The sequence below is a fragment of the Streptomyces sp. Ru72 genome, from assembly GCF_002920635.1.
GTDB lineage: Bacteria > Actinomycetota > Actinomycetes > Streptomycetales > Streptomycetaceae > Streptomyces.
Map to the genome: position 1 here is coordinate 1 of NZ_PQSR01000067.1, position 23,801 is coordinate 23,801.

Here is a 23,801-nt window from a genome sequence, read left to right on the forward strand (position 1 = left end):
CCGACCGCGCCTCCGAGATCTTCGACGGTCCGCTGCCCAGCCCGTACATGCTGTTCGTGCACGACGTGGCCGAGGCGTGGCGGGACCGCATCCCGGCGGTCGTGCACGTCGACGGCACGGCCCGCATCCAAACCGTCGATCCGGCCAAGGAGCCGCTGGTCGCCCGCATGCTCGGTGAGTTCGAACGGCTCACCGGGCTGCCCGTGGTGGTCAACACCAGCCTCAACACGGCGGGCCGGCCCATGGTGGACGATCCGCGCGACGCGCTGGAGTGCTTCGGCTCCTCCCCCGTCGACCTCCTCGCCATCGGCCCGTACGCGGTGCGGCGCGGGGACTTCTTCCGCGGCGCCGACGCGAGGAGCACGTGATGGCCGGGCGCGGAGACGACATGGTGACCACCGCCTACGCCGACGACGCGTACGCGGTGGTGATACCGACGCTGGGACGGCCCAGCCTGAGTGCGTGCCTGCGGGCGCTGGCCGAGGCGTCCGGGCCCCGGCCGGTGCGCGTGGTCCTCGTCGACGACCGCCCCGGAAGCGAGGCCGAGCCGCTCACGGTCGACATCCCGGGGCCGCTGCGCCCGGTCACCACCGTGGTCCGCGGCCGGGCCCTGGGGCCGGCCGCGGCCCGCAACGACGGGTGGCGGGCGGCCGGGCGGATCCCGTGGATCGTGTTCCTCGACGACGACGTGGTGCCCGGCCGTACCTGGGGTGACGACCTCGCCCTGGACCTGGCGGAGGCGACGGAACGGACAGGGGCGATCACCGCCCGGATCGACGTGCCGCTGCCGTCCGACCGCCGGCCCACCGACTGGGAACGCAACACCGCCGGTCTCGCCGACGCGCGGTGGATCACCGCCGACATGGCCTACCGGCGCACGGCCCTTCAGGCCGTCGGCGGCTTCGACGAGCGGTTCCGGAGGGCCTTCCGGGAGGACGCGGACCTCGCGCTGCGGGTGCAGGCCGCGGGGTGGACGGTGACCTCGGGGTCCCGGACGACCACGCACCCGGTGCGCCCGGCCGACCGCTGGGTCTCGGTGCGCCTGCAGGCGGGGAACGCGGACGACGTGCTGATGACCCGGTTGCACGGCCACGGGTGGTGGAGCAGGGCGGGCGCACCACGGGGGCGGCTGCCCGGTCATCTGGGGGTGACCGGAGCGGCCGTGGCGGCCCTCGCCTGCGCGGCCCTGCGCAGGCCCCGGGCCGCCGCGGTCTGTGCCGCCGGCTGGCTGGCCGGTACCGCCGAGTTCGCCCTGGCACGGATCGGCCCGGGGCCGCGCACCCCGGACGAGGTGGCCACCATGGCGGTGACCAGCGTGCTCATCCCGCCCGCCGCCGCCTGGCACTGGCTGCGCGGTCACGTCGTCCACCGGGGAACGCCGCCGCACGCCGCATACGACGCCGCGGCGCAGCCGCCGGTGGGGCGCCGGTCGCTCGAGGAACGGGTGCACCCATGAGCGGACGTACCCTGCCGCCCCGTCACACCGAGGCCGCCGTGCCGTCGGCGACCGGGCCGTGGCTGTTCGACGGAGCCCGGGGCGGCCCGCCGCAGACGGGGGGCGCCGGGCCGGCTGCGGTGCTGTTCGACCGCGATGGCACGCTCGTGTCCGATGTGCCCTACAACGGCGACCCGGCGCGCGTCGTGCCGATGCCGACGGCGCGGGAGGCGGTCGACGCCGTCCGCGCGCGAGGCGTCCCCGTCGGTGTGGTCAGCAACCAGTCCGGCGTGGCCCGCGGCCGGTTGACGCGCACTCAGGTCGAGGCGGTGCGGTGGCGGGTGGAGGAGCTGCTCGGCCCCTTCGACGTGTGGGCGGTGTGCCCGCACGGCCCGGGCGACGGCTGTGGCTGCCGCAAGCCGGCGCCGGGCCTGGTGGTGGCCGCCTGTGCACGGCTCGGCGTCCCGGTGGAGCGCGCCGTCGTCATCGGGGACATCGGCGCCGACATGGGGGCCGCCCGGGCGGCGGGCGCCCGCGGCGTGCTGGTGCCGACCCCCGTCACCCTCCCGGAGGAGATCGAGGCCGCCGAGACCACGGCCGGCGACCTGCTGGCAGCGGTGCGCCTGGTACTGGTCCCCGAGGACGGCTCCGGTCACGGGCCGCGCGCCGCCTCGATCACGGGGGAGGCACGATGACGGACACCCGACGCCTTCCCCGCACCCTGGTCGTGCGCCTCGACAGCGCCGGCGACGTGCTGCTGGCCGGGCCCGCCGTGCGTGCCGTCGCGGCCGGTTCCTCGCACACGGCGATGCTGTGCGGTCCCCGCGGGGTGCAGGCGGCGAAGCTGCTGCCGGGCGTGGACGAGGTGCTGGAGTACGACGCCCCGTGGGTGGGGCTGGAACCGGCGCCGGTCTCCCGTGCGGCGACGCGGCAGCTCCTTCAGAGGCTGACCGCGGGCTGCTTCGACCGGGCCCTGGTGCTCGTCTCGTACCACCAGAGTCCGCTGCCGATCGCGCTGCTGCTGAAGCTGGCCGGGGTCGGCTGGACGGCCGCCGACAGCGAGGACTACCCGGGCGCCCTGCTCGACCTGCGGCACCGCCGGCTGCCGCACCGGCATGAGGCACTGGCTGCGCTGGACCTGGCGCGGGACGCCGGTTTCGCGCTGCCGCCCGGCGACGAGGGGGCGCTGCGGGTCACCACGCCGCCGGACACCACTCACCTCACCGGGTCGGAGCCGTACGTGGTGCTGCACCCCGGTGCCGCGGTGCCGGCCCGGGCGTGGAGCCCCGAGCGGGCGGCGCGGGCCGCGGCCGCCCTGGCCGCCGAGGGCTATCGGGTCGTGGTCACCGGGGGCCGTGGGGAGCGGGAGCTGACCGCGAAGGTGGCCGGATCGCACGGGCTGGACCTCGGGGGGCTCACCGATCTGCGGCAGTTGGCGGGGGTGCTGGCCGGGGCGCGGGTGGCGGTGGTCGGCAACACCGGGCCGGCGCATCTGGCGGCCGCGGTGGGCACCCCGGTCGCCTCCCTGTTCGCGCCGGTCGTACCCGCCGAGCGCTGGGCCCCGTACGGCGTCCCGCACGTGCTGCTCGGAGACCAGGGCGCCGCGTGCGCGTCGACCCGCGCCCGGCACTGCCCTGTGCAGGGCCACCCGTGCCTGGACGGCGTGAGCGATGCGGAGGTGCTGGCCGCCGTGGCGGCGCTGGGTGAGAGAAGGCCCACGGCGACGCATGACGCGGACCGGACGCGAAAGACGGACCGAGCGGATCTCGCCACGGACGCGTCGCCCGGGCCGCGTGACGCCTCCCGCCCGAAGGACGCGTCCGGCCCCGATGACGTGTCAGAGGCCGAGGGCGTCCCGGGGCCGGGGGACGCGTGCGGCCCGGCGGAGGACGTGTCCGGGCCGGGCCGCGGTCCCGAGACGGAACGAGGAGCGACCGTATGAACATCCTGTTGTGGCACGTGCACGGCTCCTGGACGACGGCGTTCGTCCAGGGTCCCCACACCTACCTCGTTCCGGTGACACCCGGCCGCGACCCTGACGGACTGGGGCGGGCCCGCACGTTCTCCTGGCCGTCCTCGGTGCGCGAGGCGACCCCCGAGCAGCTGCGGGACGCGGAAGTGGACCTGGTCGTCCTGCAACGGCCGCACGAGCCGGCGCTGGCCGAGCGCTGGCTAGGCGGCCGCCGCCCCGGCCGCGACATCCCCGCCGTCTACCTGGAGCACAACGCACCGGACGGCGACGTGCCGAACACCCGCCATCCCTTCGCCGACCGAAGCGACCTGACGCTCGTTCACGTCACCCATTTCAACCGGCTGTTCTGGGACTGCGGCAGAACGCGCACGGAGGTGGTCGAGCACGGCATCGTCGACCCGGGACACCAGTACACCGGCCGTCTCGCCCGCGGGGCCGTCGTCGTCAACGAGCCGGTGCGGCGCGGCCGTTACACCGGTACGGATCTGCTGCCCGCGCTGGCGGAGGCGGCACCGCTGGACGTGTTCGGGATGCGCACCGAGGGCCTGGCCGGCCATCTGGGGCTGCCCGAGGAGCGGTGCCGCAGCGCGGACCTGCCGCAGGCCGAGCTGCACCGGGCGATGGCCGAGCGCCGGTTCTATCTGCACCCGGTGCGCTGGACCTCCCTCGGCCTGTCGCTGCTGGAGGCCATGCACCTGGGCATGCCCGTCCTGGCGCTCGCCACCACCGAGGTGGTCGAGGCGGTCCCGCAGGGCGCGGGCGTGCTGTCGACCCGGCCCGACGTCCTGGCCCGGGCAGCCCGGCACTATCTGCACGAACCCGAAGCCGCGGCCGAGGCCGGCGCCCGTGCCCGCCAGGCGGCCCTCGGCCGGTACGGGCTCAAGCGCTTCCTGGACGACTGGGAGCGCGTGATGACGGAGGCGCGCTCATGACCTCATCCCTGCATCCCATCCAGCCGGACACCGTCGAAGCCGACGGCCCCGGTTCCCTGTCGATCGCGCTGGTCTCGGAACACGCGAGCCCCCTCGCCGTCCTGGGCGGGGTGGACGCCGGCGGGCAGAACGTCCACGTCGCCTGCCTGGCCGGGGCGCTCGCCGACCGGGGACACCGGGTGACCGTGTACACCCGCCGCGACGACAAGGACCTGCCGGACCGGGTGCCGCTGCGCGAAGGGGTCGAGGTGCGCCATGTGCCCGCGGGTCCGCCGGAGCCGCTGCCCAAGGACGAACTGCTGCCCCACATGGCCGAGTTCGGGCGCTATCTGGCCCGGGTCTGGCGGGTGCGGGCGCCGGACGTGGTGCACTCGCACTTCTGGATGTCGGGGCTGGCGTCGCTGCGGGCCGTGCGCGAGCTGGGCCTGCCGCTGCTGCACACGTACCACGCGCTCGGCACCGTGAAGCGACGGCACCAGCAGCTGGCGGACACCAGTCCGCCACGCCGGATCGCGTACGAGACCGAGGTGGGCCTCGGCTGCGACCGGGTGATCGCCACGTGCCGGGACGAGGTCGTCGAACTGGGCAGGATGGGCATACCCGCCGGGAAGGTCGGCATCGTGCCGTGCGGGGTGGACACCGAGCTCTTCACGCCGAAGGGGCCGGTCGCGGAACGCGGCACCCGTCGCCACCGGCTGCTCCAGCTGGGCCGTCTGGTGCCGCGCAAGGGCGCGGCGGTGTCCGTCGCCGCGCTGGCCCTGCTGCCGGACACGGAACTCGTCGTCGTCGGCGGGCCGTCGGCGGACCGGCTGGACGAGGACCCGGAGGTGCGCCGGCTGCGCGGCATCGCCGAGGAGCACGGGGTCGCCGACCGGGTGATCTTCACGGGCGGCGTGGCGCCGCGCGATGTGCCGCCGCTGCTGCGCGCGGCCGACGTGGTGGTGTGCCCGGCGGACTACGAACCGTTCGGCATCGTCCCGCTGGAGGCCATGGCCTGCGGCAGGCCGGTCGTGGCCAGCGCGGTGGGCGGCCAGCTGGACACCGTCGCGGATCCGACCACCGGGCGCCTGGTGCCGCCACGGGACCCGGAGGCCGTCGCCCGGGCCGTCGGTGAACTCCTCGCCGACCCCGACAAGCGGGAGGCGTGCGGCGCGGCGGGGCGCCGTCGCGTTCTGCGCAGGTACGGCTGGGGGCGGGTCGCCGCGGCGACCGAGGCGACGTACTGCTCCGTCCTGGACGCCCAGCCCGCCGCCACGGGGGTGGTGTGATCACGCACCGTCCGCCCGGCCCTCGACAGCGTTCCCGACCCACCGCGGAGCTCCGACGTCCGAAGGAGGTGCGGGTCCGGCCGCCGTCCCCGTGACGCGGTACGCCCGATCAGCATGACCGATTCCTCTTCTGCATCCCTTGCACTCGATGCCGCGCATCTGCACTGCCGTTCGCTGGAACAGGCGCTCGTCCGCCTGCGCCGGGACGGCCTGCACCGGATCGCGGAGTGGGGCGGCCGACTCGCGATCGTCCTTTCAGCCGGCGGCCGGCTGCTGGCCGCGGGCAACGGCGGCAGCGCCGCCCAGGCCCAGCATCTGACCGCCGAGCTGGTGGGTCGTTACCGGCAGGAGCGGCCGGCCTACTCGGCGATCTCGCTGCACGCGGAGACCTCCAGCGTGACCGCGATCGGCAACGACTACGGCTTCGACCAGGTCTACGCCCGGCAGGTGGCCGCACACGGCCGCCCGGGTGACGTGCTCGTGCTGCTGTCCACCTCCGGCCGCAGCGCCAACCTCATCAGTGCGGCCGTGACGGGCCGGGCGGCCGGGCTGCGCGTCTGGGCGCTCACCGGGCCGGGACCGAACCCGCTGGCGGAGGCGGCCGACGAGGCCCTCTGCATCGACGTCGGCAACACCGCGACCGTTCAGGAGGCCCATCTGGTGGCCGTGCACCTGCTCTGCGAGAGCTTCGACGCGGCGCTCGGCGCCGCCACCCGGCACGCCGCCGCGCCACGTACGGTCGGAGCGCACGGGAGGGCGTCGTGACGGGGCGAGGTCCGCTCGTGGTCGTCGGGGACGTCCTGCTCGACGAGGACATCGAAGGTGTCGCCACCCGGCTGTCCCCGGACGCCCCCGCCCCGGTCGTCGACGTGACCGAGGACCGGCGTCATCCGGGCGGGGCGGGACTCGCCGCCGCGCTCGCGGCCCGCGGCGGGCGTGAGGTCGTGCTGGTCACCGCGCTCGGCGACGACTCGGCCAGCGAGGCCGTACGCCGTGATCTGCGCGGCCGGGTGCGGCTGGTGGAGATCCCGCTGAAGGGCAGCCTGCCGGTGAAGACGCGGGTGCTGGCGAGCGGCCGGCCCCTGGTGCGGATCGACCGGGGCGGCGGCACGCCCGGCGAGCCGGACGCCGCGGTGCGGGAGGCGCTCGCGCAGGCGCACGCCGTGCTGGTCGCCGACTATGGGCGGCACACGGCCGGTGCCGTGCGGGAGCACCTGGCGGCCGTCGTCCCGCGCACGCCGCTGGTGTGGGACCCCCACCCCCGGGGCGACACTCCCGTGCCGGGGGCGCGACTGGTCACCCCGAACGCGGCGGAGGCATCCGCCCTGTGCCCCGGCGACGGCGACTCGCTGCGCGCGTACGCCGACCGGGCCGCTCGGCTCGCGGAGCGCTGGCAGGCGGCCGGTGTCGCCGTGACCCTCGGGGACCGCGGGGCGCTGCTGGCCAGGCCGGGCAACGGCACGCCGATGCTGGTGCCGCCGCCGTACCGGGCCAGCGGCGACCCCTGCGGTGCGGGCGACTGCTTCGCGGCCACGACGGCGGCGGCGCTGGCGGACGGCGCACTGCCGGAGGAGGCCCTGCAGCGGGGCGTCGCGGAGGCCGCCGCGTTCGTCTCGGCGGGCGGGGCCGGGAACCCGGCGCTGTGGCGGACCTCGCCCCCTCCTCCGGCGCAGACCCCCCGCACCGACCCCTTCGCTGTCGCCGAGCAGGTCCGCGCGCGGGGCGGCACCGTCGTGGCCACCGGCGGCTGCTTCGACCTGCTGCACGCGGGACACGTGGGCCTGCTCGAGAGTGCGCGCCGCATCGGTGACTGTCTGATCGTGTGCCTCAACTCGGACTCCTCGGTCGCCCGGCTGAAGGGACCGGGGCGCCCGCTGAACACGGTGGCGGACCGGGTGCGGGTCCTGGAGGCGCTCGGCAGCGTGGACGCCGTCGCGGTCTTCGAGGAGGACACCCCGGAGACGGTCCTGAAGCGGCTGCGGCCGGATGTGTGGGTCAAGGGCGGCGACTACTCCGTCCAGGACCTGCCGGAGGCCGAGGCGCTGCGGGCCTGGGGCGGGCAGGCGGTCGTACTGCCCTATCTCGACGGCCGCTCCACGACGGTGCTGGCCCGCCGGGCGGCGCGGGCCGCCGCTCCCCCGGTGCCGCCGTCGTGAGGACGGCCGAGGCGCACTCGCCGCGGGTGCTGGTGCTGCGGGCGCTCGGGCTCGGCGATCTGCTGACGGCGGTTCCCGCGCTGCGGGCGCTGCGGCGGCATCTGCCCGGCCACGAGATCGTGCTGGCCGCGCCGGGGCGGCTGGAGCGGGCAGCCGCGGCGACCGGCCTGGTGGACCGGCTGCTGCCCGCCTCCGCCCCTGGCCGGGCGGTGCCCGCCGAGCTGGCCTGGCCCGGGCCCGCGCCCGACCTGGCGGTCGATCTGCACGGCAACGGCCCGCCGAGCCACCTCCTGCTGCAGCGGCTCGGGCCGCGGCGGCTGTTCGCCTACGCGCACCCGGACACTCCCGATATCCCCGGTCCGGTGTGGCGGGAGGACGAGCACGAGCGGGAACGGTGGTGCCGTCTGCTCGCCTGGTACGGCGTTCGGGCGGACCCGGAGGACCTGTCCATCCCGGCGCCCGCGACGCCCTCCCCCGCACCCGGCGCCGTCGTGGTGCACCCGGGGGCCGACGCCGGAGCGCGCTGCTGGCCGCCGGAGCGGTTCGCGGCCGTTGCGCGGGAGGTGCGCCGCTCGGGGTACGACGTGGTGGTGACCGCGGGCGCCGGGGAGGGCACGTTGGCGCGGAATGTGGCGGCTCGGGCGGGGCTGCCGCCGGATGCGGTCGTGGGAGGGGACGGCGACGTGCCGTTCGACCGGTTGGCCGCGCTGGTGGCCGGGGCCCGCTGCGTGGTGGTCGGCGACACCGGGCTCGCCCATATGGCCACGGCGCTGCGCACACCCTCGGTGGTCCTCTTCGGCCCGGTCGCCCCTCGGCTGTGGGGGCCGCCGTCCGACGCCACGGCACCGGGTGCTCTGGCACCCGGGGGCCGACGACGCACCCAGGCCGGGGGACGCGCACGGGAGGGTGCCGGACGAGCGGCTGCTGAGGATCACGGTGGCGGAGGTCACCGAGGCGGTGCACTGCGTACTGGAGCGCGGGCGGGAACCGGAACCAGGCCGGGGAACGCGGGGCGATGGGCCCGGAGTACTGACCACGGGTCTGCGGGCCCGCGGCTGACGGAGGGCCCACGGCAGACGGAGCGCTCACGAGGGCTGCGCGGGCTGAGGGCCGACGGGCCGGGCAGGCTTGAGCCCTGGCGATCTGCCCGCCGTCCGCCACCGTGCGGCGGTCGGTTCCCGGAAGACGGGCGGCAGGGCCGTCCGGAAGCCGGTCCGGAATGTTCGGAAACTCCCTGCGTCGCGCAGGGACCGCGAACGGTGAGGGCCGCCGGCCGTCGATCCGGCCCTGGCCGGCCCCGGCCCCACCGCAGTGCCGTCCGACGCGACGGCCGCGCTCCGTTCGGCGCGCGGGCGGTGGCAGGCCGGGGCAGGCCCGGCAAACGGGCGCCGACGCGCACGTCGGTCCCGGCAACGGGCGCCGGCCGGCCGCCGCCCGGACGGCTCAGGCCGCGGTGCTCAGGTCCGGTACTCCGCGGTCCTCCGTGCGGAGCACCACCGCCGGGGTGGTACGGCGCCGGCGCAGGGCGAAGCCCGCTCCGATCGTGCCCGCGATGATCACGCCGCCGACGACGAGGGCGCCCCGGGCTCCGGCCATCTGCATGAGGAGACCGAGCGCGGGCGGGCCGCCCAGGCCCCACGCCGTGCTGATGGTCCTCCACACGCCGAGCACACGACCGCGCAGGTGGGCGGGCGGGTCGGTCTGCAGGACGGTCGTCCCGGCGGTGTCCGAGACGGACTCCACCACGGCCATCGGCAGAACCAGCACCAGCAGCACGGCGAGCGACGGCGAGAGCCCCGCCACGATCTGGAGGAGTCCGCCCACGGCGGCCAGCGTGCCCACCACCCGCACGGAGGGCCGGCGCAGCCGGGCACCGAGGACCGCACCGACGATGCCTCCGACGGCGAGGACGGTGGACACCGTGCCGAACGCCCCGGCGCCGCCCGCGAGCGGGCCGGTGACGAGGACGGCCAGGGTGAGGCCGTAGTTGCGTCCGAAGATCGCGCTGATCCCGGTGATGCCCGCAAGGGCGACCAGCCGCGGGCGGCGCGCGAAGAACGCCAGGCCCTGCCGCACGGTCATGTCCCCGCCCGCGGGCCGACCGCCGCGCTGGGCCGGGACGGCAGGCGCACGGCGCGCGGGAGCCCGTACGGCGCCGGGTGCCGGGCGCAGGAAGGGGATCACGGAAGCGACGAACAGGAAGGACACCCCGTTCGCGGCGTACGCGGCGGCCGTGCCGAAGAAGCCGACCGCCACACCGGCGAGCGCTGTACCGGCGAGCCGGCCCGCGCTGTGCACCAGCGAGCCCACGCCGATCGCGGAGGGGACGTCCTCCTCGCGGACGAGGTCGTTGCCCAGCAGCGCGCACGCGGGCCCGTCGACGGTGGCGATCAGGCCGGTGACGGCGGCCAGCACCATCAGCACCGGCACGTCGAGCCGGCCGAGCACGACGAGGACGGCCGTCGTGAAGGCGACGGCGCCGAGGAGCGCCTGGCTGACGGCGGCGGTCAGCTTCCTCGGCAGGCGGTCGACGGCGGCGCCGCCCGCGAGGCTCACGAGGAGAGCGGGGGCGGCCTGGACGGAGATCGACAGGCCGGTGGCGGCGGCGGACCCGGTGATCTTCAGGACCAGCAGGTTCTGCACCGTGAGCTGCATCCAGGTGCCGGCGTTCGAGACGAAGTTCGCCAGGGACCACCAGCGCATGCTGCGGTACTTCAGGGATCTCCAGGGCGAGGAGGACTCGGCCGCCGAGGCGGCGACCGGCGCCGAAGCAGCCGGCACGGGGGCAGAAGGGGACGCGGAAGCGACAGGGGAAGAAGGCACAGTGATCTTCGGGGACGGGTCCCGGAGGACTCACACGGAACATCGGCGGGAGCTCGGTACACCGGCTGCGCTGCGCGGTCGCTCCCCCGGATCTGGCGGGTGCCGTGCCGCCGGTGAGCCGCGGTGCGGGTCCCGGGAGGACGGCGTCGCCCATCGTGGCAGACGGGACCGGCGAGTCGTCGCCGCGGACCCCGGGCGGGGTGCCGAAAGCACACCAAGTCCCCGACACTGTCGGGGACTTGGTGCTCCTGTGTACTTGCTCACAGCGTCCGCGGCCGACCGCCGTGACGTCAGTCCTCCAGTTCCTCCTGGATCGGCGTCTTCGGCGCGTCCCGCAGGTGCTGCGACAGCCCGGGTTCGCCGCCCTCACGCGCCTGCTCGGCACGCTGTGCGGCGGTGTGCCCGAGGTCGGAGTCGGGGTCCACCCGGACCGACCGCGCCACGTCCTCCCGGCTGGTGTACTCCTCGGGCGGTATTCCGCGCAGCGCCTTGACCACCTCGTCCGAGGCGCCGGCCGTTCGCGCCGCCGTCAGCAACTGGTCCTTGTCGGCCGGAAAGTCGACGTCCCTGAGCGCGCCGAGCACCTCCGGCACATCGGCGTGCGCCATGGGGGGCCTCCTTGCTACCGCTCTTCGTAGTCCTCCCGCTGGATGCCCGCCTCCTCCATCGCCTCACGCATGGTGCGGCCGGAGGGACCGGTGGGGGCGGCCTTGCCGGCCTCCTCCTGCGCCGGTTCCACGACCACGTCGTCGGTGGTCTCGGTCTTCTTCCGGTTCTCCTCGGGAACGGTCATCGCGACGATTCCTCACATACGCCTTTCGCTTCCTGAACGACGGCGAGTACCCGAAGACCAGGCGGTGAACACCCTGAAGATCGGGAACACACAACATGCGCGCCGGGCGACGGCGAGCGCGGCGTCTGAGAGCCACCGCCCGGGCGGTGGCGGGGGGCGGGGGATCGCGCGTCCGGCCTGCGCATGGCCCCGCCGGGCCACGGGTACTCGGGGGTCCGGCGCTTTTGGCGGCGCCGTGTCAACCGGAACGTCTCACCGCCTGGAGGAGCCATGGCGGGTGTCAGCCCCACAGATCTGCAGAAAGCACTGTCCGGCGCGGAGTACCCGGCCGACACCGAGCAGCTCAAGAAGGTCGCCCGGGACAACCGCGCTCCCAGGGAGATCACCGAGCGCATCGATCACCTCGGGAAGAAGAAGTTCCAGAACCCGGCCGAGGTGAGCAAGGCGGTGTTCGAGAACGAGTGATCCCAAGTCGAAGGTGCGGCGGCCGGGGCGAGGTGCCCCGGCCGCGGTGCGTGCACCGGCGGTCAGCCGACGTACTTGCGGGCCGGAGAGGTCCGCCGCGCCTCCTCCAGGGCGACCAGCCGGGCCTCGAGGTCGGCGGGCACGGGATCACGCTGTTTCAGGACCCAGGGAAGCCCCGCCGCCGCCCGCGCGAACGCGCGCACGGACGCGCGGTCCCGGGGAACGGTGCGCATGAGGTACCAGGTACGGCGCAGCGCGGACGGCCAGGGACGGCGCAGCCAGGTGAACCACAGGGTGTTGCGCAGTCCGAGGACGCGCCGTTCGGTGCTGTCCCGCACCTGGGACGCGGCATGGTGAATGGTCAGTTCGGGTGCATAACTCAGCCAGTGGCCGCGGCGCAGCAGGTCGGTGGCGAGGAGTTCCTCCTCACCGCCCAGCCACAGTCCGGGGTGGAAGCCGCCCACCGCCCTGAAGGCGTCGACGCGCATCACGGTCGCGGCGGCGAGGAACGACCCCAGCGCGGGACCGGGCAGCCAGCCGGGGCCCGTGAGGGGCGAGTCGCGCAGTTCGGCGACGACGGGGTCCTCCTCCCCCGACGGCTCGACCACGATGCGGGCCGTCACGGCCGCGAGTCGGGGGTGGGCGTCGAGGAGGTCCGCGGCACGCCTCAAGGACCCCGGTTCCCACCAGGTGTCGTCGTCGCAGAACGCCACATACGGCGTCCGTACGTGGCGGACGGCCAGGTTGCGGCCGACCGCTCCCAGGTTGCGTCCGGGGCACAGCAGCCGGACCTCGGGGAAGTGCCGGGTGACGGCGTCCGCGGTGCCGTCGGTGGATCCGTTGTCGGTGACGACGACCTGAGGCCGCTCGGGAAGGTCCCGCAGGGCACGCAGGGTGCGCAGCAGTTCCGGGCGGCGATCCCGGGTGATCACGACGACCGTGGTCCGGCGGTCGGGGCGGGGGCCGTCGCCGCGCGGGGTGCCGGCGTCGCTCCGGGGTGTCGTGGCGGGCACACGGGAGGGGTCGTGGGGCATGTCCGCTCGTCCTCGGTCGTCGGTGCGGTCGTCGGTGCTCATGGCGTGGCCCGCTCCAGCAGGCGAACGGCGTGCTCGATCCGTGCGGGCAGCGGTTCTCGGTCCCTGAGGGCCGCGGGGAGGCGGGCGATCGCACCGCGCAACGCCGCCGCGGCGTCGCGCTCGCCGCGGGCCGCCGCCGCGGCGAGGCGGGCGGTGTGGCCCAGTGCCACCGTGACGGGCCGGCGGAGCCACGCGGTGAGCAGGGCGTTGCGCCGCTGGACCGCCGAACGGCCCGGTCGTCCGCCGGGATCCGGGTGGTGGTGGGCCGTCACCGACGGCACATAGCTGACGCCCCAGCCGCGGGCCGCGAGGTCGTAGGCCAGCAGGGTCTCCTCGCCCCCGAAGAACAGCACCCGGTGGTAGCCGCCTGCTTCCAGGAAGGCCCGGCGGCGGACCACCGCCGCGCAGGCGAGGAAGCCGAGCACCGGGCGGCCGGGGAGATCGGGGTCGGGCGGCAGCGGCGAGCGCGCGAGGACGGCGTTCAGCGGGTCCTCGGCGGCCTGGGGGCCGACCAGCGTGCGGGCGGCCAGCAGGCCGAGCCGCGGGTGGTCGTCGAGGACGTCCGCCGCGGTGTCCAGGGCGCCCGGCGCCCACCAGGAGTCGTCGTCGCTGAAGGCGACGTAGGGCGTGACCGCGTGCCGTACCGCGAGGTTGCGGCCCAGCGCGCCGGTGTTGCGTCCGGCGACCAGGACGCGCGCGCCCAGCGGGTGGTCGCGTACGGCGTCCACGGTCGCGTCGCTGGAGCCGTTGTCCACGACGATGACGGGGGGCCGCTCGGGCAGGTCGGCCAGCTGGTCCAGGGTGCGCAGCACGCTGTCACGGCGGTCGCGGGTGATCATGGCGACGGTGACACGGGAGGCGTGCCGCTCGGGCGCGTCGATGTGCTTCACCCGCCCTCCTGGAGCAGCTTCTGCACGCCGCGCAGCACGTCGTGGTCCGTGATCTCGTTCAGACCCGGGTGGACATTCGTGTCCGCGCGGGAACCGGTCTCGTCGCCGAGGAGCACACCGGGCACTTCGTAGGGTCCCCGGCGCGGATCCACCGGAGAGCGGAGCGAGACGACGGGGGCGCCGGTGGCGGCGGTGAGCGCCTTCACCGCGCCCCTCCCCCGTGCACCACTGGCTCCGGCATCCTGTCGGTGAAGGCGGCGATGGTCAGCTTGAGCCCTTCCTCCCAGGTCACCTTCGGTACCCAGCCGAACAGTTCGCGGGCGAGGGTCGTGTCGGGCCGGCGTCGCGCGGGATCGCCCGGGTCCCGGTCGACGAAGGTCAGGCGCGAGTCCGAGCCGGTGAGGGCGATCACCCTGCGCGCGATCTCCTCGACGGTGGTCTCCTCGTCTCCGCCGATGTTGACGGGCCGCACGGACCGGCTGGCGGCGACCCGCAGGATGCCGTCGACGGTGTCGTCGACGTAGCACAGGGAGCGGGTCTGGCGTCCGTCGCCCTCGATGGTGACCGGTTCCCCGGCCAGTGCCTGCCGGATGAAGGTGGGGATCGCCTGGCGGCCGTCCGCCCGCATCCGGGGGCCGTAAGTGGTGAACACCCGTACGATGCCCGCGTCGGTGCACCGGGCGCTCGCGTGGGCGGTGGTGAGCGCCTCGGCGAACCGCTTGGACTCGGCGTAGGCGCTGTGCGGTCCGACGGGGTCGACGTCGCCCCAGTGGTCCTCCCGCTGCGGGTGCACCGCCGGATCGCCGTAGACCTGGCAGGAGGAGCCCAGCAGGAAGCGGGCGCCGTCCCGGTCGGCGACGGCCAGCGCGTTGCGCGTGCCGAGGCCGCAGGCGGCGATCGTCTCCAGGGCGCGGCCCCGGGCGTCGGCCGGGGAGGCCGGACCTGCGAAGTGCAGCACCACGTCGTAGGGGCCGGCGAGGGCGTCGCGGCTCTCGGGCCGCGCGATGTCGCACTCCACGAACCGGAAGCCCGGCCGACCGGTCAGATGGGCGATGTCGGCCACCGATCCCGACCTCAGGTCGTCCACGCAGTCGACGTCGATCCCGCTGTCCAGGAGACGCTCGCACAGGTGTGAGCCGATGAACCCGGCGCCCCCGGTCACCACGGCACGGCCCCAGTAGGGCCGGGCCGTCGGCAGCGGGGAGAACGTGGTCGTCGGCGTCATCAGCACGTGGTCCTTCCGCCTTCCTTCCGCCGATGAGTGACGCATGCCTGCGCGCGGCGGCCGTCGAGTGCCCCGGCGAGTCGTTTTCATGCTCCGGCCTGCGGTGAGGGCGTGCCACAGGGGTGCGGGCACCGCACCGCCGACCGCGTGGCGGCCTCGGCGGCTCGACTCGGCTCCTCCTGGCTCTCCCGGCGCTCCCGGCTCTCCTGGCTCGTCGTGGCTCATGGTCGCTCGTGGTGGCTCGTACGAGTGAAACCGTGCGGTCGGATGGACCGCACGGCATCCCCCGCGCCGAACGGGGTACTTCGCCGCCATGCGGGTGAGCGTGATTGATGTGGGTTCGAACACGATCCGTCTGATGGTGGCGGACGCCGAGCGCGGTGTGCCCCTCCCGGTGCACACCGCGAAGTGGAAGCAGCGGCTGTCCGACCAGACGGACGCGGACGGGCGGATGGCGGACGCGGCGGTGGAGCAACTGGCCCAGTCGGTCGCCGATGCCGCCGCGACGGCCGAGCGGTGGGGCTCGGGGCCGCCCCTGGCGTTCGCGACCGCGGTGGTGCGCGCCGCGCCCAACCGACGGGAGGTCCTGGAGGCGGTGCGCGACCAGACGGGTGTGGCCCTGTGCACGCTGCCCGGCGAGGTGGAGGCGGAGCTGACGTTCCTCGCGGCCCGGCGGTGGATGGGCTGGCGGTCCGGGCCGCTGGCGCTGCTCGACATCGGCGGCGGTTCCCTGGAGGTCGCGCTGGGCCGGGGCAGCCTGCCGGACTTCGCCGCGTCACTGCCGCTCGGTGCGAACCGGCTGACCCGTGAGTTCTTCGCCGAGAACGACCCGCCCACCCCGGCCGACGTCAAGGCGCTTCGCCGCAGGGTACGCCACCAGCTGCGTGACGTGGCCACGCGCGCCCGTTGGGAGAGCCCCTGCACGGCGGTGGCCACCTCGCGCACGTTCCAGCAGCTGGCACGGTTGTGCGGGGCGCCGCCGGGACGGCACGGCCCGTTCGTGCACCGTGAGTTGCGCCGTGCGGATCTGCGGCGGGCCATCGACGACCTGGCCTCCCGCCGATCGGCGGAACGGGCCGACCTGCCGGGCATCTCCGCTCCACGGGCCCGCCAGAGCCTGGCCGGTGCCCTGGTCGGTCACACCGTCATGAAGCTGGGGAACTTCAGGACGGTGACCATCTGCCCGTGGGCGGTCAGGGAGGGTGTGCTGCTGCGGTCCATCGAGGACGGCCTCGGCTGGTGGTCGAAGGTCACGCGGGACGGTGAGGAGACGTTGTCGGGCGCCGCCGTTCCGCTGCGGGTGGCGGAACCGACGGCCTGACCGGGACACACGCAGGGCGACGACCGGGCCGCGTCCTCGCCTCCCGGTGCGCGGGTCGCCCGTCTCGCGAGTAGGGGGTTCTAGGGGGTCACGGGTCACCGTCTCCGCGCGCACGCGGTCACCTTGGAGCAGCGGACTCCTGGTGGGTGGCCGGCGGCCCGGACGCGGGGCGCCTCTCAGGCCCGGTCCGTCAGGGCCGCCACGAGTGCCGGGGCGTTGTCGTCGTCGGGGTCCTCCAGGAACTCGCGGCGCACCTGCCGGGCCGCGACACGGCCGGAGGTCAGGCACCACTGCCACCAGTGGTCCAGCCGCCGGGTGGTGAGACGGTCCGCGGGGACCAGGGCGGGCCAGCCGCAGGCCTCTGCCTGGGCGGTCAGCTTGGCGCCGCCCTCGACGGGGTCCACGGCCAGGGCCGGCACTCCCCCGCGCAGCGCGAGCACCAGCCCGTGCAACCGGTCGGTGACCACCAGGTCCATCCGGGACAGCACGGACTCGAACTGTCCGGGCGTGGCGCACAGCCGCCAGTCGTGGCTGTCGAGCCGGGTCTCCAGCTCCACTCGCGCGCAGTCCTTGCCGGCCAGCCACCGGGTGACCGTCTCGGCGGCCTCGTCGTGCCGGCGCCTCTCCCCGTACTCGTGCTGCCCGTGCGTGAGGATCACCCCGACGACGGGCGTGGTGGTCTCGCTCGGCGCGTGGGTGGACAGGTCGGGCACCGGGCCCATGGCGGGCGCGTCCCTCGGCAGGACCCGGTGGAATCCGGTGACGGCCGGGTCTTCGGCGTCCAGCACGGAGGTGCCGACCGCGATCCGCACGCAGTGCGCGAAGCGCCGGTGCAGTTCCTCGATCCCGGGCCCGTGCAGCGGCCCGCAGATGAAGATCAGATGCGAATACGCGGCGGGCCGTACGTCGTCCAGGTGCAGCGCCGACGGCCGGAAGCCGGGGCTCCATGCCACGTCGTAGGGGATTCCCTGGTGACGCAGCACGTCCTCGACCCGCCGCAGGGCCAGCACGTCTCCCGCGGTGGCCTCGCCGTCCACAAAGCTGAACCATCCGGTCAGCAGAGTCCTCAGATGCCTCGCACACACAACGCCTCTCGAGTGCCCCCTCGTCACGTGCTCACTCATCCCGACGGGGGTTCCGAGCCGTCCGGGCCGGCCTTCACGCTCACCGCGTCGGCGCACCGGACGGCTGCGGTATCGTCCGGGCCGTCGGAGCCCGTACGGCGCGGGCCGGGGAGTACACGGAGATCTGTCGACGAGGTGCCCGCCATGACCGAAGCCGATCAGGGACCCGGGGCCGCGGCGGCCCGGTTCACCGGCCGTCCGGTGACCGGTGAACGCCCGGGATCCGGTGCGCTGACGGAGGTCGTCCTCGACGGTGGCCGCGCGGTGATGGTCAAGCACGGCGACGCCCACGGTTCCTTGCGGGCCGAGGCGGCCGGGCTGCGCTGGCTGGCGGACGCCGGCACGGTACGCGTCCCCGCCGTGCACGGTCACGACCAGAACTGGCTGGTGACCGACCGTGTCCCCACCGGGCGACCCAGCGCCGAGGCTGCGGTGCGCTTCGGCCGCGAACTGGCGGCCCTGCACGCGGCGGGCGCGCCCGCGTTCGGCGCCCCACCGCCCGGTGGCCCCGAGGACGCGTACATCGGCCTCGCGCCGATGCGCAACATCGCCGGTGAGGACTGGCCGAGCTGGTACGGCGAGCACCGGTTGCTGCCCTACGTGCGCCGTGCGGTCGACGACGGCACGTTGCGGTCCACCGAGGCGGCCTTGTTCGAACGCATCTGCGAGCGGCTGCCGGAGCTGGCCGGTCCCGCGGAGCCGCCGGCCCGGCTGCACGGCGACCTGTGGAACGGCAACGTGCTGTGGGGCTCAGACGGCCACGTCTGGCTGATCGACCCGGCCGCGCACGGCGGACACCGGGAGACCGACCTCGCCATGCTGCACCTGTTCGGCTGCCCGCACCTGGAGCGGGTGCTGGCCGGATACCAGGAGGCGGCGCCACTCGCGGACGGCTGGCAGGACCGGATCGTGCTGCACCAGCTCTTCCCGCTGCTGGTCCACACGGTGCTCTTCGGCGGCGGCTACGCGGGGCAGGCGCTGGCGGCGGTCCGCGCGGCCCTGGCGGCCTGACCACCGCACACGTGCCCCCGGCCGGGTACGGTCTCCTGGTCACCGCATCCGGAGGAGCCGCCATGTCCCGCGCCACCGACGCCTCGTTCGACCTGTTGCCCGGCGCCGACGACTCTCCGGTGATCCTGCATGTGCCGCACGGGGCCCGGGAGATACCAAAGGACGTGCGTGAAGGCATCCTGCTCGACGACAAGGCCCTCGCCCGGGAGCTGGATCACATCACGGACGCGCACACCGGCGAACTGGCCGGCCTCGCCGCGAAGGCCGCCACCCTCAGGCCCTGGCGGTTCGTCAACCGGCTGTCACGGCTGGTGGTCGATCCCGAGCGGTTCCCCGACGAGCGGGAGGAGATGCTCGCCGTGGGGATGGGAGCCGTCTACACCCGCACCACGCACCGCGAGGCCCTGCGAGGGGCCGGCACCGACCCCGAACCGCTGCTGCGGCGCTACTTCCACCCGTACGCGCGGGCGATGACGGCAGCGGTCGCGGACCGGCTGGCCGCCACCGGGCGGGCCGTCGTCCTCGACGTCCACTCCTACCCGACCTCCCCTCTGCCCTACGAACTGCACGGCGAGGGACCCCGGCCTCCGGTATGCCTGGGCACGGACTCCTTCCACACGCCGCCCGAGCTGCTCGCTCTAGCACGCGAGGCGTTCGCGGGGTTCGGCGGCACGGGGGTCGACAGCCCTTTCTCCGGGGCGTACGTCCCCCTGGAGTTCCACGGCTCACAGCCCCGGGTCACCGCCCTGATGGTGGAGATCCGCCGGGACACCTACATGACCGAACCGGGCGGTGCCGCGGGCCCCGGTCTTCCCCTTCTCGCCTCGGCGCTGGCGGCCCTGGTGGACGCGGTGTCCTGACGGCCGCTCCCGCGGCCGGTCACTGAAGCAGGGGGAGCTTGCCCACAATCTTGCTGACGCGGTTGCGCGGGCCCACGACGCTCACGGCGCAGTACACGAGGTCGTCGGTGGCGGTCTTGCCCACGGCGGCCTGGTAGTCGGCGTAGACGAGCGTCTCCTGGGCCGCGACCGGCATGTCGGCGACGAAGGTGTCGGCGTACGAGGCCGCCTTGGCACGGATGGCGCGGAGGGTGTCGGCGTCCGCCGCCAGGACGGAGCAGCCGGCCCAGGGGAGGCCGGGGTGCACGGCGCCCTCGGCGTCGGTGGCGTCTTCGCCGAGCAGGCCGGTCACCGCGGACTGCGTGGCCGCCGCGACGCAGATGGCGGCGTTGACGGCGCGGCCCGAGGGCAGGTCCCGGTCGACGACCACCGCCCACTTGAGCCGGGCGGCGCGGGTGGAGACGGTGGGGTCCACTTCCTCGGGGGTGAAGCCGATCCGCGTTCCGGCCGTGCTTTCGTCGGTCATGAGCATGTCTCCTGAGCATTTCTGCGGCTGACGCCGAGAATGCTAGGCAGGTGTGCGGATCCAGCGCTCGGCTGTCGAATTTTCGGGGACCTTCGCCCTCGCAGGACCGCTGTCGGTGCACTTCGTGCGGCAAGTCTGCCGGATGGGGCGTCGGACGTACGGACATGGACGTGCGGACACGGAACGGCGGCCTTCACCGTTTCCTGCGCGGTGCCGCCGGGCGTTCGGCGGCGGGCTCGATACGGCGGGGCCGGACGTGCTCGTAGACCATCGTGGTCTGCACGTCCGCGACCTCGCGGCGTTCGGTCAGCCGGTCGATGACGAAGGCGTAGACGCCGTTGACATCCGGGGCGGCGACATGGATGAGGAAGTCGTGCGCTCCGGAGGTGACGAAGAGGCCGATGACTTCGGGCAGTCGGGCGGCCCACTCGCGGAACCCCTCGATGACGGGGCGGGCCGGCGGCCGGATGCGGACCGAGATGAGGGCCTGGACCGGGCGGCCCACCGCCTCCAGGTCCACGGCCGCGTGGTAGCCCGTGATGACCCCGCGCTCCCGCAGCAGCCTCACCCGCTCCAGCGAGGTGGACGGGGAGACCCCCGTCCGCGCGGCCAGCTCCCGGTTGGTCTGCCGTGCGTCGTCCTGCAGTTCCCGCAGCAGAGCGCGGTCCAGTGCGTCCATGTCCATGCCGCCCACTATTGCGCACGACGTTCGGCGGCAGCGGGGAATCTCCACACAGATGCTAGCGGCGGCGGGCGCGGCTCCGGTGACCGAGGGGCCGGTGAGGCAGCACCCCTTCGTGTTGACCACTTCTTGTCATCGGCCGCGTTCGGGGCGGTCTCCTGTGGACCGCCGCCGGCGTCACCGCGGTCGCGGGCGAGCTGCTCCTGCTGCGCCGCCGCGGGCGCGCCGGGCGCGACAGCGCGTGAGCCGAGGGCACGGCGGCCGAGCGTCGCACGACCGCCGGCACCTCCTCCTCGCACACCTTGAGCCTCCGGCCCGCGACTCACCGTAGCGGAGAGTCGATCCCGGCCCTTCCGGGATGCGCGCTGCGCCATCTGGGGGAAAGGTGAGGGGAGGATCGACTCGCAGAGGAGACAGAATGTCGACGTCACAGCCTGATGCGTCGCGTCGTCCGGCCGATGACCGTGCCACGCCGGACGAGCTGCTGCACGCGTGCCCGCTCGAGACCTCGGCGGAGGATCTGGTCCTCGCCTCGGGGCGGGACATCACCCCCAAGACCCTCGCCTGGGCGGAGCGGAAGCTCGCCTCCGAGGGGCACGCCGCGCTGGACAAGCTACTGCCTTAGTGACGCACGGTCCGGAATCACCGCGCCGGGGACGTGGCCGGGCCCCGGGGCCGTGATACCGGACCGTTGCGGCTGCTGCGGGGTGGGCTTCGCACTGCCGTCGAGGAGGGCGTCGGCGGCGGCGACGGCGTCGCGCACGTCCTTGGTTCCCGTCATGACGCACAGCGTGTAGCTGACATCCGCCAGCTCTCGTACCGCTTCCGGTGTCTCCCGCTCGGCGAGCGCGATCCGCAGGGACGCGTACCGGGTCAGCAGTCTTCTGACGGCTTTCGGATCGGGAACGAGCACAGTCGGGCCCTTTCTCTCGTTTTTCCGTCCCGGCTCCCCTGTCTCGGGGGAAGCATGCACAACTCGTCTCACATGGCCCGCTTTTGGCGCGATCTCGACCCTCCCCTCCCCCACGGCTCACCCCTCCGCGGACCGGGCCAGGGCGCGACACGCGATCACGACCCGCCCTCCCCTCCCGGCCGTTGACGTGCGCGGACCATACTGGGAGGCGCCCCTGTCCCCTTTCACCAGAGTGATCCATGCCGAAGTCCTCCACTGTCCGTGCCACGGCTCCCGACACCGTGTGGCTGGCCCGCGGGCGACACCCCGGCCCGGGCGCCGAGGACGCCGTCCGCCGCCGCCTGCGTGAGCTGAAGAACGAGAAGGTCATCCAGGACGAGACCGAGTACGACGGTTCCCGGGACGGCGCGCCCGCGCGCGCCTTCGAGGCGCGGTGGCTCGTCGCTGACGAGGTCGTCGTGCGGGCCCGCCTGGACGTCGGGGCGCCGGACGACAAGGACGGCACCCAGGACTGGGTGCTGGTGGCCGAGGCGGACCGGGCCTGGGATCTCCACTGGCCCTCTCCGGCCACCGTCTTCTGGCCCGACGACCCGGACGCGCCCTGGGACCACGACGTGGTGCCAGGGCTGCGCTTCAGGGACATCAACCCGCTGCCCACCGAGGACCGGGCGCTGCGGCGCCTGCTGAAGGACTGCGCGCGCCACTCGTGGAGCATCCACGTGGTCGTCCACGAGGCGATGACTCCCGACGAGCGCGGGCTGCGCCCCCTCGCACCGCTGCTGCCGCCCGGCCTCAGGCACCGGGTCGTGGAACACCGGGCCGCGCCCGAGCAGTTCCAGGTGGTCAACTGGGCCCTCTACGACCTCGGGGCACGGGTGCCCCGAGGCGGTGCCGTGGTGCTGCCCGCGGCGCCGTCCGGTCCCGGCGCCGACGACAACGGGTTCAGCGTACGCACGGTCTTCCTCGACGGTTCACGCCCGACGGAACTCCTCGACACCGTGCGGCGCTTCGCCGAGCAGCCCGCGCCCCTGCCCGAGGGCGCCGAGGAGGCCCTGTCCGCGCTGCGCGAGCAGTGGCATCTGACCACCCTCGAGGAAGAACTGGCCATGGCGCGCCGCAGGCTCGCCGCCTACGCCGAGGCGCTCGAGGCCATGACGAAGTCGCGGGACATGTACCGGGAGGCGGCCGAGCTCGCCCACGAGGCGCTCGCGGCCTACCAGGAGGCCGGCGCGCTGCCCGCACCGCGCCGGCCACGCAAGAGGGAAGGTTTCTCCTTGCGCACTCTGGCCAAGCCCCTGGAGCGCGTGGTGGACGGCGTGAAGTCGCTCGGCGTACCGGGCCCGCAGAACGGTGACACCGCCCCGGAGGCGGAGCCCTCCACGGACGCCTCTCCGCCCGGGCCGTCCGACGCCCGGGACTCCAAGCAGGTCTAGAGCCTCTCGTCCGGACCATGGTCGGCCACATGCCGACAGCAGAGGGCCCCGCCGCGTGCCGGGGGGAGGGACATCGGCGGGGCCGACGGCTCGAGGCGCCGGGGGGAGGGCACCCACGAGCGGTCTGAGGTGCTGCTGCCCGGCTTCTGGAGAAGTATGCGTGGCCGATTTTCCGCGTCGTGTGTCACCCGTCCGTGAGGGCCGGGTGTAGGGGGAGGTTTAGGGGGTACCCGGGCGCGAACTCGCTGTCGGGTGCCGCTCCGGCAACGAGATGTTGATCACCTCAGGAGCGCGGGTCGCGGTGCATCGGTTGCCCGCCCCGGGGTAGGCGAGCCCCGCCACGCCGTACGGATGGGAGGACATTGTGTCGGCTGAGCAGACGCCGCTGTCCATCGATGTGACGATGCCCCGGGAGGATGTCGCGCTGGTCACTGTGAAGGGTTTTCTGGACGTCGATACGGCGACGGAGTTGCACCACCACCTCGCCAACCAGATGCACCACGGCCGGCAGCATCTGTTGCTCGACCTGTCGGAGGTGCCGTTCATGGACTCTTCCGGCATCAACATCATTCTCAACGCCTACAAGGAGACCCGTCAGGTGGGTGGCTCGATCGGCCTCATCGACCCTGCCCCGGCCGTCCAGCGGATCCTCGACCTGACGGGGGTGAGCCTGACCGTCCCGTCCTTCAAGACGGTTCAGGACGCACTGGACGACACGGGCGACGCGTTGAGCCGCCCCTAGGGTCGTGGGCGGGGCGTCGCTCTCAGGCGCGGGGCCGGCCCACGGGTGCGCCGGCGCGGCCGGTCACCGTTCCCGTGACCGGCTGGGTGTGCTGACGGCCGGTCAACTCACGCGCCTGCTTCGGGGAACGTCTTCCGCCCGTATGGTCTCCGTGTTCGTCGTCGCCCGCCTCCGA

26 protein-coding genes and 1 pseudogene are annotated in these 23,801 nt (G+C 74.4%); 16 read left to right on the top strand and 11 right to left on the bottom strand.

What is annotated here, in order from left to right; translation table 11 throughout:
• The 9 genes and pseudogenes from C3488_RS26380 to C3488_RS26420 form a co-directional block, all read left to right on the top strand.
• Positions 1 to 368 (top strand): carbamoyltransferase C-terminal domain-containing protein (locus tag C3488_RS26380; RefSeq protein ID WP_308460692.1); only part of this gene is annotated, 368 nt, incomplete at its 5' end.
• Positions 369 to 388: 20 nt separating this feature from the next.
• A complete protein-coding gene (locus C3488_RS26385; protein WP_103843449.1) occupies positions 389 to 1,456 on the top strand; it encodes a glycosyltransferase family 2 protein in 1,068 nt (355 codons plus the stop codon).
• Entirely contained in the window at positions 1,453 to 2,130 is a 678-nt protein-coding gene (locus C3488_RS26390) for an HAD-IIIA family hydrolase (protein ID WP_103843414.1), read from the top strand. The genes C3488_RS26385 and C3488_RS26390 overlap by 4 nt, the downstream gene beginning before the upstream one ends.
• A complete protein-coding gene (locus C3488_RS26395) occupies positions 2,127 to 3,377 on the top strand; it encodes a glycosyltransferase family 9 protein (protein ID WP_374955459.1) in 1,251 nt (416 codons plus the stop codon). Before C3488_RS26390 ends, C3488_RS26395 begins: the two co-directional genes overlap by 4 nt.
• Entirely contained in the window at positions 3,374 to 4,339 is a 966-nt protein-coding gene (locus C3488_RS26400; protein WP_103843415.1) for a glycosyltransferase, read from the top strand. The genes C3488_RS26395 and C3488_RS26400 overlap by 4 nt, the downstream gene beginning before the upstream one ends.
• The gene (locus C3488_RS26405) at positions 4,336 to 5,607 is read left to right on the top strand and encodes a glycosyltransferase (protein WP_103843416.1); all 1,272 of its coding nucleotides are present in this window, start codon (positions 4,336 to 4,338) and stop codon (positions 5,605 to 5,607) included. The genes C3488_RS26400 and C3488_RS26405 overlap by 4 nt, the downstream gene beginning before the upstream one ends.
• 114 nt (positions 5,608 to 5,721) lie before the next feature.
• Positions 5,722 to 6,372, top strand: a complete 651-nt coding sequence (locus C3488_RS26410) for an SIS domain-containing protein (protein WP_103843417.1) — start codon at positions 5,722 to 5,724, stop codon at positions 6,370 to 6,372.
• A complete protein-coding gene (rfaE2, locus tag C3488_RS26415; RefSeq protein ID WP_103843418.1) occupies positions 6,369 to 7,763 on the top strand; it encodes a D-glycero-beta-D-manno-heptose 1-phosphate adenylyltransferase in 1,395 nt (464 codons plus the stop codon). The genes C3488_RS26410 and rfaE2 overlap by 4 nt, the downstream gene beginning before the upstream one ends.
• Positions 7,760 to 8,822, top strand: a pseudogene (locus C3488_RS26420) (glycosyltransferase family 9 protein). The gene rfaE2 and the pseudogene C3488_RS26420 overlap by 4 nt, the downstream one beginning before the upstream one ends.
• A gap of 384 nt (positions 8,823 to 9,206) precedes the next feature.
• Here C3488_RS26420 and C3488_RS26425 read toward each other — a convergent pair.
• The 3 genes from C3488_RS26425 to C3488_RS40745 all read right to left on the bottom strand — a co-directional run bounded on the left by C3488_RS26425 (position 9,207) and on the right by C3488_RS40745 (position 11,379).
• Complete coding sequence (locus C3488_RS26425) at positions 9,207 to 10,544, bottom strand: MFS transporter (protein WP_308460693.1); 1,338 nt, start codon at positions 10,542 to 10,544, stop codon at positions 9,207 to 9,209.
• Positions 10,545 to 10,876: 332 nt separating this feature from the next.
• A complete protein-coding gene (locus C3488_RS26430; RefSeq protein ID WP_103843420.1) occupies positions 10,877 to 11,194 on the bottom strand; it encodes a DUF2795 domain-containing protein in 318 nt (105 codons plus the stop codon).
• 14 nt (positions 11,195 to 11,208) lie between these two features.
• Positions 11,209 to 11,379 carry a hypothetical protein gene (locus C3488_RS40745; protein WP_181139206.1) on the bottom strand — a complete coding sequence of 57 codons (171 nt, stop codon included), beginning with the start codon at positions 11,377 to 11,379 and terminating at the stop codon, positions 11,209 to 11,211.
• Between the two features lie 270 nt (positions 11,380 to 11,649).
• Between C3488_RS40745 and C3488_RS26435 the strand changes: the two genes are divergently transcribed.
• Positions 11,650 to 11,844, top strand: coding sequence for a DUF2795 domain-containing protein (locus C3488_RS26435; RefSeq protein WP_103843421.1), 195 nt, complete (start codon positions 11,650 to 11,652; stop codon positions 11,842 to 11,844).
• Between the two features lie 62 nt (positions 11,845 to 11,906).
• On the opposite strand, the gene C3488_RS26440 is transcribed toward C3488_RS26435, so the two are convergent.
• The 4 genes from C3488_RS26440 to C3488_RS26455 are packed head-to-tail and all read right to left on the bottom strand — an operon-like array spanning position 11,907 to position 15,035.
• A complete protein-coding gene (locus C3488_RS26440; RefSeq protein WP_258053651.1) occupies positions 11,907 to 12,920 on the bottom strand; it encodes a glycosyltransferase family 2 protein in 1,014 nt (337 codons plus the stop codon).
• Positions 12,917 to 13,759, bottom strand: a complete 843-nt coding sequence (locus C3488_RS26445) for a glycosyltransferase (RefSeq protein WP_103843451.1) — start codon at positions 13,757 to 13,759, stop codon at positions 12,917 to 12,919. Before C3488_RS26445 ends, C3488_RS26440 begins: the two co-directional genes overlap by 4 nt.
• A gap of 47 nt (positions 13,760 to 13,806) precedes the next feature.
• Complete coding sequence (locus tag C3488_RS26450) at positions 13,807 to 14,016, bottom strand: hypothetical protein (RefSeq protein WP_103843422.1); 210 nt, start codon at positions 14,014 to 14,016, stop codon at positions 13,807 to 13,809.
• Entirely contained in the window at positions 14,013 to 15,035 is a 1,023-nt protein-coding gene (locus tag C3488_RS26455) for an NAD-dependent epimerase/dehydratase family protein (protein ID WP_103843452.1), read from the bottom strand. The genes C3488_RS26450 and C3488_RS26455 overlap by 4 nt, the downstream gene beginning before the upstream one ends.
• Before the next feature lie 313 nt (positions 15,036 to 15,348).
• Here C3488_RS26455 and C3488_RS26460 point away from each other — a divergent pair, with 313 nt between their 5' ends.
• The gene (locus tag C3488_RS26460) at positions 15,349 to 16,356 is read left to right on the top strand and encodes a hypothetical protein (protein ID WP_103843423.1); all 1,008 of its coding nucleotides are present in this window, start codon (positions 15,349 to 15,351) and stop codon (positions 16,354 to 16,356) included.
• 176 nt (positions 16,357 to 16,532) lie between these two features.
• Here C3488_RS26460 and C3488_RS26465 read toward each other — a convergent pair whose 3' ends face one another.
• A complete protein-coding gene (locus C3488_RS26465; RefSeq protein WP_103843424.1) occupies positions 16,533 to 17,480 on the bottom strand; it encodes a polysaccharide pyruvyl transferase family protein in 948 nt (315 codons plus the stop codon).
• Between the two features lie 144 nt (positions 17,481 to 17,624).
• On the opposite strand from C3488_RS26465, the gene C3488_RS26470 reads away from it, so the two are divergent.
• Both C3488_RS26470 and C3488_RS26475 read left to right on the top strand, forming a co-directional pair.
• Positions 17,625 to 18,491 carry a fructosamine kinase family protein gene (locus tag C3488_RS26470; RefSeq protein WP_103843425.1) on the top strand — a complete coding sequence of 289 codons (867 nt, stop codon included), beginning with the start codon at positions 17,625 to 17,627 and terminating at the stop codon, positions 18,489 to 18,491.
• A gap of 62 nt (positions 18,492 to 18,553) precedes the next feature.
• Positions 18,554 to 19,351, top strand: coding sequence for an N-formylglutamate amidohydrolase (locus tag C3488_RS26475; RefSeq protein WP_103843426.1), 798 nt, complete (start codon positions 18,554 to 18,556; stop codon positions 19,349 to 19,351).
• A gap of 19 nt (positions 19,352 to 19,370) precedes the next feature.
• Here C3488_RS26475 and C3488_RS26480 read toward each other — a convergent pair whose 3' ends face one another.
• Together C3488_RS26480 and C3488_RS26485 are read right to left on the bottom strand one after the other, a co-directional pair.
• Positions 19,371 to 19,856 carry a DUF2000 domain-containing protein gene (locus tag C3488_RS26480; RefSeq protein ID WP_103843453.1) on the bottom strand — a complete coding sequence of 162 codons (486 nt, stop codon included), beginning with the start codon at positions 19,854 to 19,856 and terminating at the stop codon, positions 19,371 to 19,373.
• Positions 19,857 to 20,049: 193 nt separating this feature from the next.
• Positions 20,050 to 20,535, bottom strand: a complete 486-nt coding sequence (locus C3488_RS26485) for an Lrp/AsnC family transcriptional regulator (protein WP_219822340.1) — start codon at positions 20,533 to 20,535, stop codon at positions 20,050 to 20,052.
• A gap of 421 nt (positions 20,536 to 20,956) precedes the next feature.
• On the opposite strand from C3488_RS26485, the gene C3488_RS26490 reads away from it, so the two are divergent.
• A complete protein-coding gene (locus C3488_RS26490; protein ID WP_103843427.1) occupies positions 20,957 to 21,163 on the top strand; it encodes a hypothetical protein in 207 nt (68 codons plus the stop codon).
• Here the strand turns inward: C3488_RS26490 and C3488_RS26495 are convergent.
• Complete coding sequence (locus C3488_RS26495) at positions 21,152 to 21,451, bottom strand: DUF5133 domain-containing protein (protein ID WP_103843428.1); 300 nt, start codon at positions 21,449 to 21,451, stop codon at positions 21,152 to 21,154. The genes C3488_RS26490 and C3488_RS26495 overlap by 12 nt on opposite strands.
• A 239-nt stretch (positions 21,452 to 21,690) precedes the next feature.
• Here C3488_RS26495 and C3488_RS26500 point away from each other — a divergent pair, with 239 nt between their 5' ends.
• Both C3488_RS26500 and C3488_RS26505 read left to right on the top strand, forming a co-directional pair.
• Positions 21,691 to 22,884: a hypothetical protein gene (locus C3488_RS26500; RefSeq protein WP_103843429.1), complete on the top strand. Its 1,194-nt coding sequence runs from the start codon at positions 21,691 to 21,693 to the stop codon at positions 22,882 to 22,884.
• A 364-nt stretch (positions 22,885 to 23,248) separates the two neighbouring features.
• Positions 23,249 to 23,626 (top strand): anti-sigma factor antagonist, encoded by a 378-nt coding sequence (locus C3488_RS26505; RefSeq protein WP_374955460.1) that lies wholly within the window; start codon positions 23,249 to 23,251, stop codon positions 23,624 to 23,626.
• Positions 23,627 to 23,801 lie beyond the last annotated feature (175 nt).

What these genes read in the sequence shown, in the direction of transcription:
- C3488_RS26475 (WP_103843426.1), top strand. Translation starts at nt 18,554, where the DNA reads ATGTCCCGCGCCACCGACGCCTCGTTCGACCTGTTGCCCGGCGCCGAC.
- C3488_RS26460 (WP_103843423.1), top strand. Translation starts at nt 15,349, where the DNA reads ATGCGGGTGAGCGTGATTGATGTGGGTTCGAACACGATCCGTCTGATG.
- C3488_RS40745 (WP_181139206.1), bottom strand. Translation starts at nt 11,379, where the DNA reads ATGACCGTTCCCGAGGAGAACCGGAAGAAGACCGAGACCACCGACGAC.
- C3488_RS26470 (WP_103843425.1), top strand. Translation starts at nt 17,625, where the DNA reads ATGACCGAAGCCGATCAGGGACCCGGGGCCGCGGCGGCCCGGTTCACC.
- C3488_RS26435 (WP_103843421.1), top strand. Translation starts at nt 11,650, where the DNA reads ATGGCGGGTGTCAGCCCCACAGATCTGCAGAAAGCACTGTCCGGCGCG.
- C3488_RS26430 (WP_103843420.1), bottom strand. Translation starts at nt 11,194, where the DNA reads ATGGCGCACGCCGATGTGCCGGAGGTGCTCGGCGCGCTCAGGGACGTC.
- C3488_RS26485 (WP_219822340.1), bottom strand. Translation starts at nt 20,535, where the DNA reads ATGGACGCACTGGACCGCGCTCTGCTGCGGGAACTGCAGGACGACGCA.
- C3488_RS26395 (WP_374955459.1), top strand. Translation starts at nt 2,127, where the DNA reads ATGACGGACACCCGACGCCTTCCCCGCACCCTGGTCGTGCGCCTCGAC.
- C3488_RS26465 (WP_103843424.1), bottom strand. Translation starts at nt 17,480, where the DNA reads ATGAGTGAGCACGTGACGAGGGGGCACTCGAGAGGCGTTGTGTGTGCG.
- C3488_RS26390 (WP_103843414.1), top strand. Translation starts at nt 1,453, where the DNA reads ATGAGCGGACGTACCCTGCCGCCCCGTCACACCGAGGCCGCCGTGCCG.
- C3488_RS26455 (WP_103843452.1), bottom strand. Translation starts at nt 15,035, where the DNA reads ATGACGCCGACGACCACGTTCTCCCCGCTGCCGACGGCCCGGCCCTAC.
- C3488_RS26480 (WP_103843453.1), bottom strand. Translation starts at nt 19,856, where the DNA reads ATGACCGACGAAAGCACGGCCGGAACGCGGATCGGCTTCACCCCCGAG.
- C3488_RS26400 (WP_103843415.1), top strand. Translation starts at nt 3,374, where the DNA reads ATGAACATCCTGTTGTGGCACGTGCACGGCTCCTGGACGACGGCGTTC.
- C3488_RS26405 (WP_103843416.1), top strand. Translation starts at nt 4,336, where the DNA reads ATGACCTCATCCCTGCATCCCATCCAGCCGGACACCGTCGAAGCCGAC.
- C3488_RS26410 (WP_103843417.1), top strand. Translation starts at nt 5,722, where the DNA reads ATGACCGATTCCTCTTCTGCATCCCTTGCACTCGATGCCGCGCATCTG.
- C3488_RS26445 (WP_103843451.1), bottom strand. Translation starts at nt 13,759, where the DNA reads ATGATCACCCGCGACCGCCGTGACAGCGTGCTGCGCACCCTGGACCAG.
- C3488_RS26490 (WP_103843427.1), top strand. Translation starts at nt 20,957, where the DNA reads ATGTCGACGTCACAGCCTGATGCGTCGCGTCGTCCGGCCGATGACCGT.
- C3488_RS26440 (WP_258053651.1), bottom strand. Translation starts at nt 12,920, where the DNA reads ATGAGCACCGACGACCGCACCGACGACCGAGGACGAGCGGACATGCCC.
- C3488_RS26385 (WP_103843449.1), top strand. Translation starts at nt 389, where the DNA reads ATGGTGACCACCGCCTACGCCGACGACGCGTACGCGGTGGTGATACCG.
- C3488_RS26500 (WP_103843429.1), top strand. Translation starts at nt 21,691, where the DNA reads ATGCCGAAGTCCTCCACTGTCCGTGCCACGGCTCCCGACACCGTGTGG.